The organism is Brevibacillus massiliensis, assembly GCF_000311785.1.
Taxonomy (GTDB): domain Bacteria; phylum Bacillota; class Bacilli; order Brevibacillales; family Brevibacillaceae; genus Brevibacillus_C; species Brevibacillus_C massiliensis.
The window spans coordinates 439,524-457,967 of the sequence record NZ_HE978535.1 but is presented as its reverse complement, the minus strand read 5'-3'; the positions used below and the strand labels follow the sequence as shown (position 1 = coordinate 457,967).

At 53.6% G+C, this 18,444-nt stretch carries 16 protein-coding genes and 1 riboswitch; of the genes, 4 read left to right on the top strand and 12 right to left on the bottom strand.

The genetic code is table 11. The annotated features are described in order from the left end of the window. Positions 1-46: 46 nt before the first annotated feature. Positions 47-1,795, bottom strand: a complete 1,749-nt coding sequence (locus HGBM_RS26320) for a sigma-54 interaction domain-containing protein (protein ID WP_019119485.1) — start codon at positions 1,793-1,795, stop codon at positions 47-49. Between the two features lie 196 nt (positions 1,796-1,991). Here HGBM_RS26320 and HGBM_RS02265 point away from each other — a divergent pair, with 196 nt between their 5' ends. After that, the gene (locus HGBM_RS02265; protein ID WP_019119484.1) at positions 1,992-2,978 is read left to right on the top strand and encodes a spermine/spermidine synthase domain-containing protein; all 987 of its coding nucleotides are present in this window, start codon (positions 1,992-1,994) and stop codon (positions 2,976-2,978) included. Positions 2,979-3,051: 73 nt separating this feature from the next. Here HGBM_RS02265 and speD read toward each other — a convergent pair whose 3' ends face one another. After that, a complete protein-coding gene (gene speD / locus HGBM_RS02260) occupies positions 3,052-4,389 on the bottom strand; it encodes an adenosylmethionine decarboxylase (RefSeq protein WP_019119483.1) in 1,338 nt (445 codons plus the stop codon). A 231-nt stretch (positions 4,390-4,620) separates the two neighbouring features. On the opposite strand from speD, the gene HGBM_RS02255 reads away from it, so the two are divergent. Then, positions 4,621-5,928, top strand: coding sequence for an aminotransferase class I/II-fold pyridoxal phosphate-dependent enzyme (locus tag HGBM_RS02255; RefSeq protein WP_019119482.1), 1,308 nt, complete (start codon positions 4,621-4,623; stop codon positions 5,926-5,928). Positions 5,929-6,094: 166 nt separating this feature from the next. Here the strand turns inward: HGBM_RS02255 and HGBM_RS26315 are convergent, their stop codons facing one another. From HGBM_RS26315 to HGBM_RS02240, 3 genes are all read right to left on the bottom strand, one after another. Then, the gene (locus HGBM_RS26315; RefSeq protein WP_019119481.1) at positions 6,095-6,520 is read right to left on the bottom strand and encodes a TAXI family TRAP transporter solute-binding subunit; all 426 of its coding nucleotides are present in this window, start codon (positions 6,518-6,520) and stop codon (positions 6,095-6,097) included. Beyond that, positions 6,504-7,301 carry a sulfite exporter TauE/SafE family protein gene (locus HGBM_RS02245; RefSeq protein WP_019119480.1) on the bottom strand — a complete coding sequence of 266 codons (798 nt, stop codon included), beginning with the start codon at positions 7,299-7,301 and terminating at the stop codon, positions 6,504-6,506. Before HGBM_RS02245 ends, HGBM_RS26315 begins: the two co-directional genes overlap by 17 nt. Before the next feature lie 303 nt (positions 7,302-7,604). Next, positions 7,605-8,435 (bottom strand): M15 family metallopeptidase, encoded by an 831-nt coding sequence (locus tag HGBM_RS02240; protein ID WP_026074145.1) that lies wholly within the window; start codon positions 8,433-8,435, stop codon positions 7,605-7,607. A gap of 1,000 nt (positions 8,436-9,435) precedes the next feature. Continuing rightward, positions 9,436-9,602, top strand: a riboswitch (cyclic di-AMP (ydaO/yuaA leader). Between the two features lie 3 nt (positions 9,603-9,605). On the opposite strand from HGBM_RS02240, the gene HGBM_RS02235 reads away from it, so the two are divergent. After that, on the top strand, positions 9,606-10,331 hold the full coding sequence (locus HGBM_RS02235) for a CAP domain-containing protein (RefSeq protein WP_019119478.1): 726 nt from the start codon (positions 9,606-9,608) through the stop codon (positions 10,329-10,331). Positions 10,332-10,384: 53 nt separating this feature from the next. On the opposite strand, the gene HGBM_RS02230 is transcribed toward HGBM_RS02235, so the two are convergent. The 5 genes from HGBM_RS02230 to HGBM_RS02210 form a co-directional block, all read right to left on the bottom strand. Further along, the gene (locus tag HGBM_RS02230) at positions 10,385-11,800 is read right to left on the bottom strand and encodes an aldehyde dehydrogenase family protein (protein WP_019119477.1); all 1,416 of its coding nucleotides are present in this window, start codon (positions 11,798-11,800) and stop codon (positions 10,385-10,387) included. Between the two features lie 56 nt (positions 11,801-11,856). After that, positions 11,857-12,858: a LacI family DNA-binding transcriptional regulator gene (locus HGBM_RS26310; RefSeq protein WP_019119476.1), complete on the bottom strand. Its 1,002-nt coding sequence runs from the start codon at positions 12,856-12,858 to the stop codon at positions 11,857-11,859. A 146-nt stretch (positions 12,859-13,004) separates the two neighbouring features. After that, positions 13,005-13,934 carry a glycine betaine ABC transporter substrate-binding protein gene (locus HGBM_RS02220; protein ID WP_019119475.1) on the bottom strand — a complete coding sequence of 310 codons (930 nt, stop codon included), beginning with the start codon at positions 13,932-13,934 and terminating at the stop codon, positions 13,005-13,007. 16 nt (positions 13,935-13,950) lie between these two features. Continuing rightward, entirely contained in the window at positions 13,951-14,787 is an 837-nt protein-coding gene (locus HGBM_RS02215; protein WP_019119474.1) for an ABC transporter permease, read from the bottom strand. Continuing rightward, a complete protein-coding gene (locus tag HGBM_RS02210; protein ID WP_019119473.1) occupies positions 14,780-16,009 on the bottom strand; it encodes a quaternary amine ABC transporter ATP-binding protein in 1,230 nt (409 codons plus the stop codon). The genes HGBM_RS02215 and HGBM_RS02210 overlap by 8 nt, the downstream gene beginning before the upstream one ends. A gap of 241 nt (positions 16,010-16,250) precedes the next feature. Between HGBM_RS02210 and HGBM_RS02205 the strand changes: the two genes are divergently transcribed. Then, positions 16,251-16,835, top strand: a complete 585-nt coding sequence (locus HGBM_RS02205) for a GbsR/MarR family transcriptional regulator (RefSeq protein ID WP_019119472.1) — start codon at positions 16,251-16,253, stop codon at positions 16,833-16,835. Positions 16,836-16,959: 124 nt separating this feature from the next. On the opposite strand, the gene HGBM_RS02200 is transcribed toward HGBM_RS02205, so the two are convergent. Together HGBM_RS02200 and HGBM_RS02195 are read right to left on the bottom strand one after the other, a co-directional pair. Further along, positions 16,960-17,415 (bottom strand): 2-thiouracil desulfurase family protein, encoded by a 456-nt coding sequence (locus HGBM_RS02200; RefSeq protein ID WP_019119471.1) that lies wholly within the window; start codon positions 17,413-17,415, stop codon positions 16,960-16,962. Then, complete coding sequence (locus tag HGBM_RS02195; RefSeq protein WP_019119470.1) at positions 17,412-18,431, bottom strand: NAD(P)H-quinone oxidoreductase; 1,020 nt, start codon at positions 18,429-18,431, stop codon at positions 17,412-17,414. Before HGBM_RS02195 ends, HGBM_RS02200 begins: the two co-directional genes overlap by 4 nt. Positions 18,432-18,444 lie beyond the last annotated feature (13 nt).

Here is an 18,444-nt window from a genome sequence, read left to right as displayed (position 1 = left end):
ACTGTATGAATCTTGGACATGTACGATTTCTGCACACCAGATTTGCCTACGACTGGATCCGCCGCAGCTTGTCATACAAGGAGGAGCGGGAAATCCCCAGCCGTTTTGCCGCCAAGCTCTTGTTTCCTCCCGTCTCTGACAAGGCTTGCAGAATGGCCTGCCGCTCCAGGATTTCCAGCGGCCCGGAAGCTGCCCCTGGCAGCCGGGCCTGCGCTGCCGCTGCGGTTGCTGGCGGCACCTCCCCTAGCAGATGGGCCGGGAGGTGCCGGGGAGCGATGTCCTGATCGGCCAGGAGGATAGCCCGTTCGATGACATTTTCCAATTCCCTTACATTGCCCGGCCAGGAATACTGCGTGAGTATCTGCATCGCATCAGAAGAGACAGCGGGCACCGGCCGTTTTTCCCTCTGCACCGCCTTCTCCAGAAACAGCTTGACCAGCGAAGGGATGTCTTCTCTCCTCTGCCGCAGGGGCGGTACGGAAAGGTGAATCACATTCAAGCGGTAAAACAGGTCCAGGCGAAAGTTCTTTTGCTTCACCTCGGCCTCCAGGTTCCGATTCGTCGCGGCGATGATGCGTATGTTGATCGGAATTTGCTCATGTCCTCCCACCCTGGTGATGACGCGGCTCTGAATCACCCGCAAGAGTTTGGCCTGCATCTCCAGCGGCATTTCCCCGATTTCATCCAGGAACACCGTACCCCCGTTGGCCAGCTCAAACTTCCCCAGACGTCCGCCTTTGCGCGCGCCGGTAAACGCCCCGTCCACGTAGCCAAACAATTCGCTTTCCACCAGTTCGCGCGGGACTGCGGAACAGTCGATGACGACGAACGGCCCGGAAGCCCGGCTGCTGTAATTGTGCACCGCTTGTGCGATCAATTCCTTTCCCGTGCCGCTCTCCCCTTCGATCAGGATATTGGCCTCGTTTTTTGCCGCCGCTTTGGCCAGCTTCAGCACCTCGCCCATCACGCGGCTGGCAAAGAAGATGTCATCAAAGTGAAAGACGGCTTTCGCCCCCACCATGTCCGCTACCATTCTCCGCACGCTTTTCATCTCCCGAAAGGTGTCAACCACCCCGACCGTCTCCCCGGTTTCGCTAAAAATCGGGATGGCGGATTTGATCAAATGGACTTGGCCCCTCGGCATGTTGACAAAAAACTCCCGGTTGGCCCAGCCCTTCCCCGTATCCAAAACAGAGAGGACCTGCGGCTGGAAATCTACCACGTCACACATGTGCCTGCCGATCACCTCGTCGATTTTCAAACCGAGGATCTCCGCGCCGGCCCGATTCAGGTAGGTGATCACGCCTTTCTTGTTGATCGACATGTAGCCTTCGCTGATCGTCTCGACAATCTTTCTCAGGTACTCCCCGTACAGCAGGATTTCTTCGTGATTTTGCGGCATTAAGCGAGCGCCGACCGCCTGCGAAAGCAAGTACATCACTTGCAAGAGGGGCAGGTAATCATACCGGGGATACCTGCAAATGATGAAATATTCCGTCACCTCACCCCTTTTGACAGGGGCGGAATACAGCCATTCCCCTTGATGTACCGGCTCCTTGTATGACATGGTCCTGTCTTTCAGCGGAATTTTTCCTGTCCACTCCAGCGGATCCTCTGGTTTTTGCACGATACAGTTCTTGCGAGTGTCATACGAACAGATAAAACCGCCATTCTTGTCAATGGCAAGCAAGCGGGTAAACAAGCCATTCCACCTGGAAAAATCGCGGCACAAAACCTTCTCGAATGCAGACACAAACTCTTTTGCAGCCTTGTTCGCCTGGAATTCGATGTCCAATCCCTCCTTTCATTTGAAGAAGAGCGTAACATGTTTTGAGGCGAAGCGGAAGAAATTCCGGCCCCTGATCTCAATCGATGGAGGGTATCCGATCTGACGCAAGGATCATACATTGGCTTTATGCAGTGCCTGCAAAAAGCCATGCCTCTTGGCTCAGCAGGGGAACTGCAAAGGAACTCATAAGGCGGATGATAGCATGACCATACAGACAACCGGGATGCTTTGGCTCCTGTCTGGAGTATTCATCACACTGCTCATCGAAGGGCTCCTTTGGCTCTATTGGCGCTTTTGGGGAGCCGGATCCATCCGGGACTACATCTCCGAATACGATGAGCCTGAGGGGGATTATCGCATTGTGCAGCGAATCAAGACTCCTACGCAGCGAGTCGCATTGGTCGAGACAGAGGGCAAGTGGCTCATCTACGGCAACGGCTATGTGATGTTTAGTACGACTGAGGATGAACGAATGTACGCCGAGGCTTTGATTCACATACCGATGGCTGTTGCAAAAAAAAGGCAGCGCATTCTGATCATCGGAGGCGGCGGCGGCATCACCACCCGAGAGGTGCTGCGCTACCCGGAGACAATGGAGATTACAACCGTTGACGCGGACGCCATGATGATGGATTTCGGCAAAAATTTGCAGCCGTTGGTAAAGTTTAACAAAGGAGCGCTGCATCATCCCAAGGTACAGACAGTCATTGCAGACGGCAGGTCGTTTGTGGAACATGCCGAGGGAAAATGGGATGTGATCATCCTTGATCTTCCTGAACCCAGCCGTGACTACCCGGAGCTGGGCCGTCTCTTCAGCGTGGAGTTTTACCGGCTTTTTCAGGAGCGGCTGGAACCGGGCGGAGCTATCGGTGTAGCCTGTTCTGTCTTCTCCAGCTCGCCGGAATACGTCTGGAGCATCCAGGCGACGCTGGAAGCGGCCGGGTACCACATACTGCCCTATCATTTTGACATCATTGTCGAGGAAGAAGAAGACTGGGGATTTTGTCTGGCGACTGCTGCGCCTGTTTCACCTGGTGACGTGCACATCTCGGTGCCGACCCGCCATCTGTCCCCGGCAAGGCTTCAGGATATGTTTCACATCCCGTACGGATACTCCATATACAAACGCGATGCAAAAATCCAGACAGACCACAACCGGGTGCTGATTGAGATCGAGGAGTCGGACTGATTCCTCCCGTAAGCAGCATGCCAAAAAGAAGACCCGCGGCCGGCGGGTTTTCCTATTTGTAATCCCCTGTGTCCTATGGATCCAGCCACTCTTGCAAATCCTTTTGGTAGATGTCCTGAAGGACCAGATTCTTGAGGCTGTTTACTACAGCTTCGCTTCGCAAGGCCAGGAATACGGGGCGGATGTGAAACAGGGAAGCGATGTTTTTTGGCAGGGCGTAATGCGGTACGGGAATTGTGCACAAGCGAATATCCAGTTTTTTCCTCGATGCCAGGTGAAATCCCCACTGACCAAAGGACGGAACGATCGTCTGGTAAGGCTGGACATGCAGCCCTGCACTCTCGATCGACAGCCCGATACTCCAAAATACCCTTGGCGAATCCTCCAGCGAAGCCGATTGACAAACGAGAATGCCGTCATCGGTTAACATTTGTGACACCCGGCTGAACAATTCCTTGGTGTACAGGGTACTGATAACGCGGTCGACTGGATCAGGAAAATCAATGATAATCACGTCGTATGGCGGATGATCGGCGCTGAGGAATTGTTTGGCATCCTGTGCGTGAACATGGACCCGCTGATCGAGGAATGACCCCCGATTTTGCTCCACCAAAGCAGGTACCGTCTTGGCAATCTCAAGCACGATCGGATCGATATCGACGAGGTCAACGTGCACGACTTGCGGATACTTGAGGACTTCCCGCAGCCCGAGACCGTCGCCGCCGCCGAGAACCAGCACCCGCCCGTGAGTGGATGCCATCCCCATGGCAGGGTGAACCAGCGCTTCATGATAGCTCCTTTCATCCAAAGAACTGAATTGCAGCTCCTGGTTCAAATACAAGCGGAGGTCACTGGCTTCGATCAACAAGATTTCCTGATACGGACTTGCCCCCTGAAAAAGGATATTGTGCCCTCCCTTGACGATCTCCCGCAGTTGAATCATATCCCAAGCATTGCCGCGTTCATCCCGCAGCTGAAAAAAGCTCTTTTCCGCCGCAGTGTCGGCAGAAGCCATGGCCGCTTCCGACTTTGCGAAGCGAATCCGTTTTTTCGTCACGGGAGAATCCGCATCTTCCCCCCATTCCAGGTCGTACACATTTGCAGATTTTGCTTCCAACACCTCGAGTATATGTTCTAACTGTCCCCAGAGATCCACGCTTCCGCAGGTGTAGAAATCCAAAGCGGCATATCCGCGTTCAGGCCACGTATGAATCGAAAAATGCGAGGTGGAAATGATGATGGTCCCCGTCACCCCTTGGGGTGTGAAAGAATGAAATTGTGTCGACAGGATCTTCATTCCCAGCGCTTCCACCGCTTTGGTCAAGATTTGCTGCAACCGGTCGGCATCGTTTAGGACATCTGAACGGCACCCCAGTGCATCCGCGATCAGATGTTTACCCTTCGTCTCCAATAAACTCCTCTCCTTGCTGCTCTATATTCTTTTACTACATACTTTATGACAGGAATGCGATTCTGATTGTATTCATGTCCAAGCCGAACCGGATCAGGAGCGGTTCCAGGCAATCAAACAGATTTTTTGGCATTTTTACCCGATAAATTCGGTATAGGGAGTCACTCGTCCCGGCAAAGATGGTATAATATCGGGAAGAAGTCAATTGATAAGATGGGAAGGAAGGAAACCATGCATCCACTCGCCAAGCAGTTAAACGAGACGATTCAACGCGAAAATCCACATGTGTATGCGATGCTGTCAGAGCTCGGCAAACAAATTTACTTTCCAAAAGAAGGCATCCTGAGCCAATCCGCCGAAGCGAAAGCAAAAGCCAATAAATATAACGCAACCATCGGCACCGCCCTGGAAAACGGCAAGCCGATGCACCTGAAGGTCATCCAGGACACGCTGTCTGCATACGACCCGAAAGACCTGTACGAGTACGCTCCTCCGGCAGGCAAGCCGGAATTGCGGGCGGCTTGGCGGAAAAAAATGATCGAAGAGAACCCTTCTCTCGAGGGGAAAACGATTGGCAACCCGATTGTGACCAATGCCCTGACACATGGTCTCAGCATTGTCGCCGACCTCTTTGCCGGCCCGGGAGACAGTGTCATCATTCCGGATAAAAACTGGGAAAATTACGAGATTACATTTGGCGTTCGCCGGGGAGCGGAAATCGTCAACTATCCGCTCTACAACGCAGACAACAAATTTAATGCGGAAGGCCTGCGCGATGCCATTCTCGCCCAGAAGGAAAAAGGCAAAGCGATCGTCATCCTCAACTTTCCAAACAATCCGACCGGCTACACGCCGCTTGTGGAAGAAGGCAAACAGATTGTCGCAGCGATCAAAGCAGGGGCAGAAGCGGGCATCAATGTCGTCGCAGTGACAGATGATGCATACTTCGGCCTGTTTTTCGAAGACTCTTTGCATGAATCGCTGTTCGGCGCCTTGAGCGATCTTCACCCGCGCGTACTGGCCGTCAAGGTAGACGGAGCCACCAAGGAAGAGTACGTCTGGGGTTTCCGGGTTGGTTTTATTACATATGCCGGCCAAAGCGACGCATTCCTCGCTGCACTGGAGCAAAAAACAATGGGGATGATCCGCTCCACGATTTCCAGCGGCCCTCACCCTTCGCAGACATTCGTCCTGCACGCGCTCAACGCTCCGGAATTTAACGCGCAGAAACAAGAAAAATTTTCCATCATGAAACGTCGCGCCAACCGTGTCAAAGAGCTGCTTGACAGCGGAAAATACGATGGGGCCTGGGAGTATTATCCATTCAACTCCGGTTATTTCATGTGCCTCAAGCTGAAAACGGTCGATGCTGAATCGCTTCGCGTCCATCTGCTGAACGAGTACGGCGTCGGCACGATCGCGCTCGGCGAAACCGATCTTCGCGTCGCCTTCTCCTGCATTGAAGAAGAACAGATCGACGATTTGTTTGAGCTGATCTACCGCGGCGTCAAGGATTTGGAAAACGTGGCTGCTCGCTAGGATCATATGGGTGACAAGAGCAGATTAAGAGACGGGGACCTCCTGTCGGAGGTCCCCGTTTCCTCGATTGAAATAGCAAGCCAAGCGGAAGCTGCTCTGCAGCCCGGCATGCATCCTCACTTCCGCCGCGTAATCCTGACTACGGCAGAAGCCGTTTCGTCCCCTCCTATTTTTTTCTCTTCTCTCGGTAGTATCGCTCGGCGCCCGGGTGCAGCGCGAGCGGAAGTCCTCTCCACGAGCTGTCCGGGTCGATCATGCCGGCGGCGCTGTGGGCTTTTTTTAACGTGGGCAGGTTTTCAAAGAGCTCCTTGGTCAGATTGTAGACCACTTCTTCCGGCATATCCGCACGCACCACCATCAGATTTTGGATGGCGACAGTCGGGATCTGCTCGGGGTTCCGGTAGGTTCCGGCGGGGATCTCAGCATAGACAAAAAAAGGATAGGTCAGCCTGATCTGTTCGATCTCCTGCCCGCTGATCGGGACGATTCTGATCGCGTTCGTGTCGGTCAGGCTTAAAAGCGGCGAAATTTGCCACTTAGCCGGAAGCTTTTGCCGTTCATTTTTTCCACTTTTCTCACTTGAGGATGTCAAACCATACCTTGACCGCCGTTGCTGTAATGAAAACAGCCAGGGTGATCCGCAAGTATTTCCCGTTTACCTTGCTGCCGACGAACGATCCGAGCGGAGCGCCCGATACACTGCCCAGCACCGTGTAGAAGGTCGCCCAAAACGGGATGTGACCGGCAGCCAATTTGCCGGTAACGCCCCCCACTGCGGAGATAAAGACGATCGCCAGAGAAGAGGTAATGGTGATGCGCGTGGGTATTTTCAGAACGGTCAGCATGATCGGGATCAGGATGAACGCCCCCCCGGCTCCGACCGTACCGGAGACAAGCCCGACCAAACCCGCTGACAGGGCTGCGACCGACTTATGGTAGACGAGTTGCTCCGTGTGCAAGTCCTCCCGCTTTCCCCGATTGGGGATGAGCATCAGGATCACAGCCACGACAGCCACGATCCCGTAGATGAGATTGATCGATTCGCTCGGCATGTATTTGGAGCCCGCTCCTCCAATCAAGCTGCCGACGAGAATACTGCTCCCCATGATCAGGACGATCCCTTTATGTATATAAGAAGGTTCATGTTTCCTTTGCATGCGGTAGGCGAGCAAACCCGACAAAGACGCAAAAAAAACTTGGAACATACTGATAGAAGATACTTCCTTCGCCGTGAAATGGCCGACACCCAACCAATCGGGCACATACAATAAAAGAGGATAATTGATGACAGCTCCGCCAATGCCGAGCATTCCCGAAAAAAATGATCCGATCAGGCCAACGAAGAACAGAACCAGATGATGCCCCAGGCCCACAAAATCCCTTCTTTCCAAACCTGCAGCTGTCTTTTTACCCGCAGGAGATAACGCAATCCTTGCTCCCATACTCGAAAAGAGGTGTTTTTATGCTGAAGCTGCTTCGAAAGTTAGCGGTCGAACACTGCCCCACATGCAATGAAATCATACAGAGCCAACATAGCAGCATCTGTTATACCAGGGCGTGCCCCCACGGCCATTATACCGAAGAAACATACAGCCATCTAGGGGTGCGAATCGTCTACAAAAAATAGAGCGGGGAACCGCTGCCGGACCCATCCCATGGGAATTGGCCCGAGGCGGTCACTTTGCCCCGGATACGGGGACCGCGTTGTAGTACTCCTCCAAGGTTTGTCCTTTTTCAGCCAGTTCCTTGGCAAGCTGGACACCTACATAGCGGATATGCCAAGGTTCATATTCATAGCCGGTGATGTCCACCTTGTCTTCCGGATAGCGGATGATAAAGCCGTATTCCGGTGCATGTTTGGCAAGCCAATCAGCCTCGGGCGTCCCGGCGAAGCAGCTTTCCGCGGCGCATTTGCCGTCAATGCCGGATACATCGATGGTCAGCCCTGTCTGATGCTCGCTGGTGCCGGGGACTGCGCTGTACATTTTGGCAGCTGCCTCGCCATCGCGCTGCACATAGCTTTCAAATAATTTTTTCTGCCGGTCATAGGAGCGGTATCCGGAGACTCCGGCGAGCAGGATACCGTCTTTCTTCGCTCCGTCAAACAACTTCTCCAGCGCATCTGCGGCTTCCTTGCGCAGTTTCCGTTTTTCGATTTTTTCTTCGAAGATAAACGGCACATTCGGATACACCAGATCTTGCGGCTCATAATCTTTCGGCAGAGCATACTGCTTGTTTACCAAGACAGTGACGCTGTCAGGATTCGCGACGACCTTAAGTCCGTCTACAGTGCCGGATGTTTCTTGAACCGGAGTGTTCTCGCGGGAACTTTGCGATTCGGGGCTGTCAGCAGGTTTTTCGTCCGGAGGGGTGGCTGCGGGTTGTTGTTCTTGGGAATTGGAGGCGGTCTGCGGAGGTGCTGGGTCTTGTTGTTGATCTTCACAACCTGTCATTGCAGAGAGAAACAGGAAACTGCTGAATACCATTGCTGTCATCATCTTCTTCATGTTGAATAGATCCTCCTTGAAACGCTTGGCGCAGATGGATTTTGCAAGGCTTGGCCGCTGTGGCAGCTCTCTTTGTTGCGCCTGCTTTTGGCCGGTGCCGGGAACTTTTCGCTCCGGGTTGTCCGCATTTTCCATCATACACTCATACTCTGCGATATTGCCATATATTTTATCGATTCGTTCATCTGCTTCCGCTTTTTTCGTTTTGCCCCTGATTGCACAGGATGACAAGCGGGAACATTCGGCATTTGTTTTTTCATATTCGCGCATCGGTTTGGAAAATTTTATCTCTCCCCAAGCAAAAACTAGACGTCTACCGGTAAGCAAACGTCCATTCATCCCAAAATATTGTGCATATACTATGGTACATTCTCACAGAGGGGAGATATTTGATGAGAAACAGACGCAGAGCAGCCGACAAGAAGGCTAAAGTCCGGATGGTCAGTTCTTTTTCGCCTTATTACGGTCCGCAAGTTGTCAGTCCTTTTTATGAAAAACCTTGTCCTCCGGTCGTCAGTCCATACCAGAGACCTTATTGTCCGCCTGTGGTGAGTCCGTACCAGCATGCCAGACCGTGCTGTCCGCCGGTTGTCAGGCCTTATGAAGCTGTGAAGCCATGTCCGAAACCGCCGGTTGTCAGGCCTTATCAAGCTGTGAAACCATGTCCGAAACCGCCGGTTGTCAGTCCCTATAAGAGACCGCCAGTCGTCAGTCCCTATCCGAGACCTCCGGTAGTAGCGCCATTTGTTCAACCCTATTCTGTTTGCGACGCATGCTGCGCCAACTGCACCAGATGTATGACGACCGGCAACCCCGCAGCCTGCCGTTACTGCCGCAAACACTGCGGCTGCAACAATAACTGACAAATCGTACCGGTTGCGCCGGAAACGGGGCCCGGCCACGCTCGAAACCTGGTTGTTTCGGGCTTTTTACATATAATTGGCGTTTGTTAACAGAGATACCAACATTCCATCATTTCATCATTCCGCATTCTCTGTTATCCTTGTACTTGCCGAAACTTCAAAATACATCGAAGTGCGGGGGATGCTTTTCGACAGAAAGGCCTTTTTGGCTTTCTGTATGGGGTGAATCGCTTTTGCAAGCGTAGGGTTGTATCCTCAATCCGAATCCGACAACTAACCTCGTAGGGCAAAAAAAAGGAGCGATACGATGAAAAAATTTGCAACCAGAAAGTCCCTTCTCGCCATTGTTCTCGGAGTTGCAGTAGCCGGCATTTCTACTTCTGCATTCGCTGCAACCTGTCCGCAGCCGGCAGCCAACCATCCGGCTCAACAGCCGATGATGTATTCCTATCCGCAATTCCAACAACAATGGGTGATCTACCCTCAGTTGAATCATAACGTTCCACAACAGCAGCAGTATTTCTACCAATCCACCAAAAAACAGTACCAGCCTGCCCCAAGGTCAAGTCAACCGGTCCGCGTTCCGAAACAATCGGCAAACACACCAAGCCAAGCTGCCAATGCACCAGCAGAGCAAACCCCTGACGCCGCACAGGGAAATGTCGACAGCTACGCAAAAGAAGTATTTTCCCTCGTCAACCAAGAGCGGGCAAAAGCGGGTCTGCAGCCGCTGAAGTTGGACGAGCAGCTGTCTTCCGTCGCGAAGAAAAAAGCCGTCGACATGGCGAATAACCACTACTTTGACCAGATCAGTCCGACCTTGGGCTCTCCTGCCGACATGATCAGCCAGAGCGGCATCCAGTACATGACCATGGGGGAAAACATCGCAATGGGTCAGCGCAGTCCGCAAGAGGTCATGCAGCAGTGGATGGACAGCCAGGGCCATCGGGAAAACATCATGAACCCGAGCTTTGACACCATTGGCATTGCCTATTACAACGGCTATTGGGTACAAGAGTTTATCGGAAACTAAACATTGGTGTAAAAAACAAGGCGGGCACAGGTTCTCGCCTTGTTTGTGTTTGCCTACAACGTGACGACGATCAATTTGCTCTCGGACATTTCCTGCATCGCGTACTTCACGCCCTCGCGCCCCAAACCCGAGTCTTTTACGCCGCCGTAAGGCATGTGATCCACTCGAAACGTCGGAATCTCATTGATCAGCACTTGCCCCACTTCCAGCTTCCGGGCAGCCGCGAACGCTGCCTGAATGTCCCGCGTAAACACGCCTGCGTTCAATCCAAAGCGGGACGCGTTGGTCTTCTCGACCGCCTCCTTTAGGGACGCCACCCGGTCGATGACGACGACTGGTCCAAACACTTCCTGACATACCACGCGGCTGCTTGGATCGGCACCCAGGATCAGGGCTGGGCGAATTACGCTGCCTTCTGTCTCCCCTCCGTAAACCACCGCTCCCATGCTCCGGGCTTCCTCGATCCATTCAAGAATCCGCCTGCGGGAGCGCTCGTTGATGACGGCGGACACATCCGTATTTTCATCCAGCGGGTCTCCTGTGCGCAGCTGTTCCATCCGCTTGCGGAATTCTGCGGTAAAGGTGTCGTACACGTTCTGATGGACGTAGATCCGCTGCGTGTGTATGCAGACTTGTCCGGCGTACGAGAACGCCCCTTCCACGGCCCGGGCCACACAGCGTTCAAGGTCGCAATTCTCATCGACGATCAGCGCGGAGTTGGAGCCCAGTTCAAGGGTGAGCTTCTTCAGTCCGGATTGGGCCCGCAAGAGTTTCCCTACCTCGGGACTGCCGGTAAAGGAGAGCTTTTTGATCCGTGCATCTGCTGTCAGGACCGGACCCAGGACTGCTCCTTCGCCAGACACGACGTTGAGCGCACCGGCTGGCAGGCCCGCTTCTGCAAGGATCTCGGCCAGTGCATAGGAAGAAAGCGGCGTCTGCTCGGCCGGCTTCAGAACGACCGTATTGCCGACGGCGAGCGCCGGTCCTACTTTGTGGGTAACCAGATTGAGCGGAAAGTTGAACGGGGTAATCGCCGCGACGACACCCAGGGGTTCGGTCACGGTGAAGGCAAGCCGCCCTTCTCCGCCGATGGCTGCGTCCATCGGGATGGACTCACCGTTCATCCACTTGGCTCCCTCGGCGGAAAAGCGGAGCGTCTGAACGGAACGGCCCACTTCCGCCCGGGCCGCTTTGATCGGTTTTCCCGCTTCCAGCGCGATGAGCCTGGCCAACTCCTCCGTCCGCTCTTCCATCAGCTGAGCGGCGCGGTTCAAGATGGCAGAGCGCTGATGGGCCGGGAGTGCCTTCATCTCGGCAAAAGCGGCATCCGCCGCCTCAATCGCCGCCAACATCTCCGCTTCGTCGGCATTGGCAATCGTCCCAAGGCGTTGATTGTTGTACGGATTGTACAGCTCGTAGGTTTGCTTCGCTGGTACGCAGCGGCCATTGATAAATAGATCCTTGTTCATGTGTTATCTGCCTCCTTTTAAATGAATGCGTATTCATCCTTGCCTGTACTTACCTGCTACAGCAGGCAAGCACCGGTCGTTTCGCGAACAATCAGCTCCGGGCGAAGCACGATCTGAATCGGCTGCTGAGCCTCTTCTTCAGATTCAATCAAGTTCATCAGCATCTCGATCGCCAGCACCCCCATCTGCTGCTTGTAGTTCCCGACGGTGGTCAGGCGAATCGACTGATGGGAAGCAATATCGATATCGTCGACGCCGCAGATGCTGATGTCATCGGGAATTCGTTTGCCCATCCGGATCAGCACATCCATGCACGTAAGGGCCATCGCATCCGTCGCACAAATGATCGCTGTCGGCGGCGAAGGCAGCTGCATCAGCCTGACGGCGGCAACCTCTATTTCCTGCGGGGTGCCGTTGGTAAACATCATGAGCTGCGGGTCAGGCTGCAGGCCGTATTTTTTCAGCGTCGCTTCATATCCTTCCTTGCGTTCAAAAAACGTCGACACGTTGATGTGTCCAGACAAGAATGCAATCCGTTTGTGGCCGTATTCGATCAAATGCCGGGTGTTCAGCTCTCCGGCCAGCCGGTTGTCAATGACGACGTAATTTCCGCCGGTTCTGGGGCGGCGGTTGAACATCATGTAGGGAATTTTCGCCTCTTCAAGCTGCGGAAACAGCGGGTCGTCCAGTTGGATCGTGGACAGGATGATCCCGGCCGGCTTGTAGCGGCTGATCGTTTCAAACAGACTCAGATTGTCCCCCATATGCTCGAAGTGCACCATCACGCTGTACCCCTTTTCGGCGGCCAGCCGGACGATATTGTCCGTCGTTTCGACAAAAAAGTGGTTCTTGAGCGTACCGGAGAGGAGCGCGATGTTGCGCGTCTGATTCATCACCAGGCTGCGGGCGATAAAATTGGGCCGGTAATGCAGCTCGGCCATCGCTTGCATCACTTTGTCCTTTGTCTCTTGCTTGATCCCGGGGTATCCGTTGAGCACCCGCGAAACGGTCGTCTGCGATACGCCAGCGCGTCTCGCAACGTCTTTCGATGTCACCATCCTGGCCATCCACCTTTATATGCACGTCTGGAACGATCGATGAATACGTATTCATCTCAAGACGAATATAGCACCGCCCCTTTTCGCTGTCAATGGAAGAAAGAGAGAGTGCCGCCAAGACTATAGCGGCACTCTCTTTTGGTTCATCACTTCTTCAAATCTTCAATCGAGCTTACATCCATATAGGAAGGGACGACCAACCCTAATTTGGTTCCGTCGAGATTGACTCCCAGGTCCTCAAACTTGCCGTCCAACTGTTTGACGTACTCTTGGTGGGTGGTCGGCAGCCATGCCGCTACCATCCCGTCCACATCGCCATTGGCGACGCCTGCCCACATCGGGCCGGCTTCCACCTGGCTCAGTTCAACTTCATAGCCCAGCTTTTGCTTCAATACTTCCGCGACAACATTGGTGCTGGCGATCTCCGAGTCCCAAGCGACATAAGCCAAGGTTACCTTTTGGCCGGAGACCGGTTCGATCCCCTCTACCCATTTGTTTACCTGCTCTTCGTGGTTCTTCACCCAATCGGCTGCGGCCTGCTCGGGATCTTTTCCATTCTCGATTTCCAGCATGACATCTTCCATATCGCTTGGCTTCCAGTTGAAGTTATCCAGGAAAGCATAAGCGCTCGGCTGATCCTCTTTTAGCCCCTTGCGCACAATCGTATGGATTTGCTCAGCCGCTCCGTATACCCCTTTTGGGTCATCCAGATACTTCAGATCGAATTTCGAGAACATCCAATGCGGCGACCAGCCGGTGATGATGATTGGTTTTTTCTTATCGTAAGCGTCTTTCAGCGCCGCGGTCATCGCAGCACTGGAGCCCTCCACCAGTTCCCATTTGTCCAATCCGTATTTCTGGATCGCTTTTTCCGTAGCGGTCATCAGGCCGGCACCAGGGTCGATCCCGATGATTTTATAGCCGACCTGCTCGCCGACCGATGCCGACGCGCCGCTGTTCGCTCCCCCGGATTGCTCTGGTTCATTCGCCGGTTGGTTGGGTGCGGATGAACAGCCGCCCAACAGCAGGACTGAAGCCAACAGCGCCGCGGCGCTGCGTTTTACCCATTGTTTCATCGTACTTCTCCTCCCCCTACTTGTTTCTTTTCTTTTTATTTTGAGTAAGCCGGTCCAGGACGATCGCCAAGACTACGATCGCGATACCAGCCTCAAAACCAACCCCGATTTTAATCTGTGTCACTGCGCGGTATACATCGGCACCCAAGCCTTTGGCCCCGATCATGGAGGCGATCACCACCATCGAAAGCGCCAGCATGATGCTCTGGTTGATCCCGGCCATCATCGTCGTTTTGGCGATAGGCAGCTGTACCTTCCACAGTTTTTGCAGCGGTGTGGAACCAAAGGCGTCCGCCGCTTCGACCAGTTCAGCCGGTACCTGCCGGATCGCCAGGTTCGTCAAGCGGATCGTCGGCGGCATCGCGAAGATGACGGAAGCGATCACACCTGGAACCTTGCCCAATCCAAAGAAGAAAATGGAAGGAATCAGGTAGACGAAGGCGGGCATGGTCTGCATGAAGTCAAGACACGGGGTGACGATATTCTGTACGATGTCTTTTCTCGAACACCAGATCCCCATCGGAACACCAATCACGACAGAAATAAGCGCCGCTGTCAGCACCAGCGACAAGGTCTCCATCGTATTGGTCCAGTAACCGAGATTATCGATCAGAAAAAGCCCGATAAATGTAAAGATCGCCAATCCTACATTTTTCCTTCTCCAGGCGAGAAGCGCGATCAGGATAATCAGCAGCCAAGACGGAAACAAGGCCAAAATGAAGGCAAAGGAATTGACGATGGCCCCAATGGCAGCCGTAATGCCGTCAAACACGAATCCAAACGTAGCGTCCAGATAGTCTACAAACGCCTCAACCCACTGGGCAAGAGGCAGCTTCGGCAGCAAATTACCCATGTACTTCCACCTGCCCATCCTCAGCCGTTGTTGCTGCCACATCGTTCACCTTACCGGCCAATCCGCTCAGCACTGCACCTCTGACGACGACGCCGAGCAATCTCTTCTGTTCGCCGATAACCGCGATCGGCACCTGTGAGAAAGCGACCAGGTCGAACATTTGATGCAGCAGCGTTTCCGGCGCAACGGAAGGAATCGTGGTTTCCATGATCTGCTCGAGCGTTTGATCGCCCCGTTTCGTCGCTTCTACTACATTGTCAGCGGTAATGACGCCAAGCAGCGACTTCTTCTTGTCTACGACGTACAGACTGGAGACACCGCGGTCTCTCATCATCTGCAGGGCGACACGCGGCCCTTTGTCCAAGGTAATCGTCTCGGCCCGCTTCATCACGTGCCCGGCCGTCAATACTTTGGAGCGGTCTACGCCTTCCACAAACTTTTCGACGTATTCATTGGCCGGATTGGTCATGATTTCTTCCGGCGTTCCGATCTGGACGATTGCCCCGTCCTTAATCAAGGCGATCCGGTCGCCAATTTTCAGCGCCTCATCCAGATCGTGGGTGATAAAGATGATCGTCTTTTGCATTTTTTCCTGCAGTTCCAACAGTTCATCCTGCATGTCCTTGCGGATCAACGGGTCTAACGCGCTGAAGGCTTCGTCCATCAGCAGGACGTCGGGATTGCTGGCCAGCGCCCTGGCCAGGCCGACGCGCTGCTGCATCCCGCCGCTGAGTTGATCGGGATAACGATCCTCCCAACCGCTCAAATCGACGAGCGAAAGCGCGTCTATGGCCTTCTGTCTGCGCTCCGCTTTGGCGATTCCCTGCACTTCCAGTCCGTACTCGACATTTTCACAGACGGTACGGTGCGGAAACAGCGCAAAGCGCTGGAAGACCATACCCAGTTTTTTTCTGCGCACTTCCCGCAGTTTTTCTCCGTTCATTTGAACGATGTCCTCGCCGTCGATGAGAATTTTGCCGGCAGTCGGTTCGATCAACCGGTTGAGCAAGCGGATAATCGTCGATTTACCGCTTCCGGACAATCCCATGATCACAAAGATTTCTCCTGTCTTCACCTCGAAGCTGACGTTGTTCACCCCGAAGGTGCAGCCAGTCTCTTGCAAAATCTGTTGTTTCGACCAACCTTTTGCCAATAGCTCCATCGCTTTATGAGGAACGCGACCAAAGATCTTCGTAAGGTTCTCTACGCGAATTTTTGCCATCCCATCACCTCTGCGCTTGTTTTACCGTTTGTATTAATTGTACCGATTCGCCTTTTTTTCCACAAAGCTGGTAATCCTTCATATTCCCCCGTAATTTTTGTACAGAAAAAACTGTACCAACTTTTCATACCGTATACTCAGTATAACTTTGATTTTCGATACAAGATTGCTCATTTACTTTTTTTATAAAAATAACTAAAATCGAATCAGTGATTATTTCTGGGAGGACTGTTTGTCTCATATGAATGCGAACTATCTAGCAAATAACGACAGTCAAGCTGAGGAAATTCAGAGGAAAGCCCGTCAGCGAGTCGTGGAGACCCTCGCGAACAATATGGAGTTGTACGGAATTTCCCTATCGAATGGCTATCTATATGGTACTTTGCTGTTCAATGGAAAACCGATGACTCTTGACGAAATGGTAGAGGCTCTCGGGATGAGCAAGACGAGCATGAGCACTGGCGTTCGCACCTTAATGGACTTAAAGATGGTGAATAAGGTCTGGGCCAAAGGAATGAGAAAGGACCACTACGAGGTAGAACAGGACTGGTACCAGAGCTTCATCGACTTCTTCGCGCTAAAATGGCGGAAAGCCGTTGATTTAAATACCCAAGCGTTGAATAAAACCCGGCAGGAACTGGCCCATCTGCTCGAAACAAGTCAGGACAATCTCTCAGATTCACTCAAGCGTTCCATTGAAAACGATCTTGCGATTATCCGTGACGCGCTCGATTACTACGATTGGCTGTCACGTCTGATCGATTCCTTTGAATCGGAAGAAATCTTTCAGTTTGTGCCAAAAAGAGAGTCCAAACCAGCAGATTGACACAGGAATCCCCCTCCGGTCAAAGAAAGGTGCAAAATGATAGAAAAAGAATAGGAGTGCAAACTGGCGACAGTTTGGCACTCCTTTTTGTGTCGGTATTTTGCTGGAATTGACCGTGAATGGGTTACAACACCTCGGCAAGCTCATCCTCTGAGATGACCCGAAATCCTTCCCTTCGCAGCAAGGCCGCGGTCACGCCTTCTCCGGGCACCTTTTGATTGGCAAATGTCCCGTCGTAGATCATCTGACTTCCGCATGAAGGACTGTTTTCCTTCAATACGACGCATTTGGCCTGAACTTGCCTTGCCAGCTCCAGGGTTTTATAGGCTCCCTCAAGGTACATCTCGGTGACATCCTCGCCTGATTTCGCAATCACCCGGGCCCGTCCCGCCAGCACGTCATCTCCTGTCCCGCCTGCGATCTCGGCGGGTTCGCGCGGCGTTGCAAACCCGCCGAGCAGCTCCGGACACACCATCATCGCTTGATTTTGTTTGACCAGGTCACGGATTTTCTCCACCTGGCTGTGTGTGCCGTTGTAGCGGCATTCCAACCCGGCTAAACACGAACTGACCAAGATCATGAACGGCTCACCGCCCCGACCCGCAAAATGATTTTTCCGATGTTCTGGTTTTTCTCCATGTATTGATGGGCTTCGTTTACCTCCGCCATCTCCCAGACAGAGTCGATGATCGGCTTCAGGCGCCCGTCTGTGAAACGGGGCAGCGCAAATGCCGAGAACTGCTCCGTCAACTCGATTTTCCTTGCGAGCGGCAGCGAGCGCAGGGTACTGCCGATGATCCGCAGGCGCCGCATCAAGACGGTAGAGAGATGAAAGTTCTCTACTTTGCTCCCTCCGACCAGGCCGATCAGGATCAAGCTCCCCTCCAGCGCCAGCGATTCGACGTTCTGCTCCAGATGGGATGCGCCTACCAGATCGAGAATCAGGTTTACCCCTTTGCCCTCAGTGGCTTCTCTCACCAGCGGCGCGAACGGCCCGCGCTTGTAATCAATCGCGAGGCTGGCGCCCAATTGCAGGCAGGCGGCCCGCTTCTCCTCGCTGCCCGCGGTCACGATCGATGTCGCCCCCGCTTCCCTGGCCAGTTGAATCGCGGCAGTGCCGACACCGCTCGCTCCGGCGTGAATCAGCACCGTCTCGCCGGATTTCAGTCCGCCGAGCAGAAACAGGTTCAGATAGGCGGTCAAAAACACTTCCGGGATCGCAGCCGCCTGCTCAAACGACATGCCTTCGGGAATTCGCATCGCCATTGCCGCCGGTACGCTTACCCGCTCCGCGTAGCCGCCCCCCGGCAGCAGCGCGAACACCCGGTCGCCAGGCTGCCATCCGGAGACGTTCGCGCCAACCTGTTCAACGACCCCCGCCATTTCCAGCCCCAGGATCGGAGATGCTCCCGGGGGCGGCGGATAGCTGCCCCGCCTTTGCGCCAGATCAGCCCGGTTCAGCGCCGTCGCCTCCACTTTGACCAATAAATCGTCGGCCGAAATGGCCGGCTCTTCCCATTCGCCAATGTATAAACGTTTGCTTTCTTGATCCACCAGGACCGCTTTCATCCAGCTCGCCTCCTCGTCTTCCTCCATTTTATCTTACCTC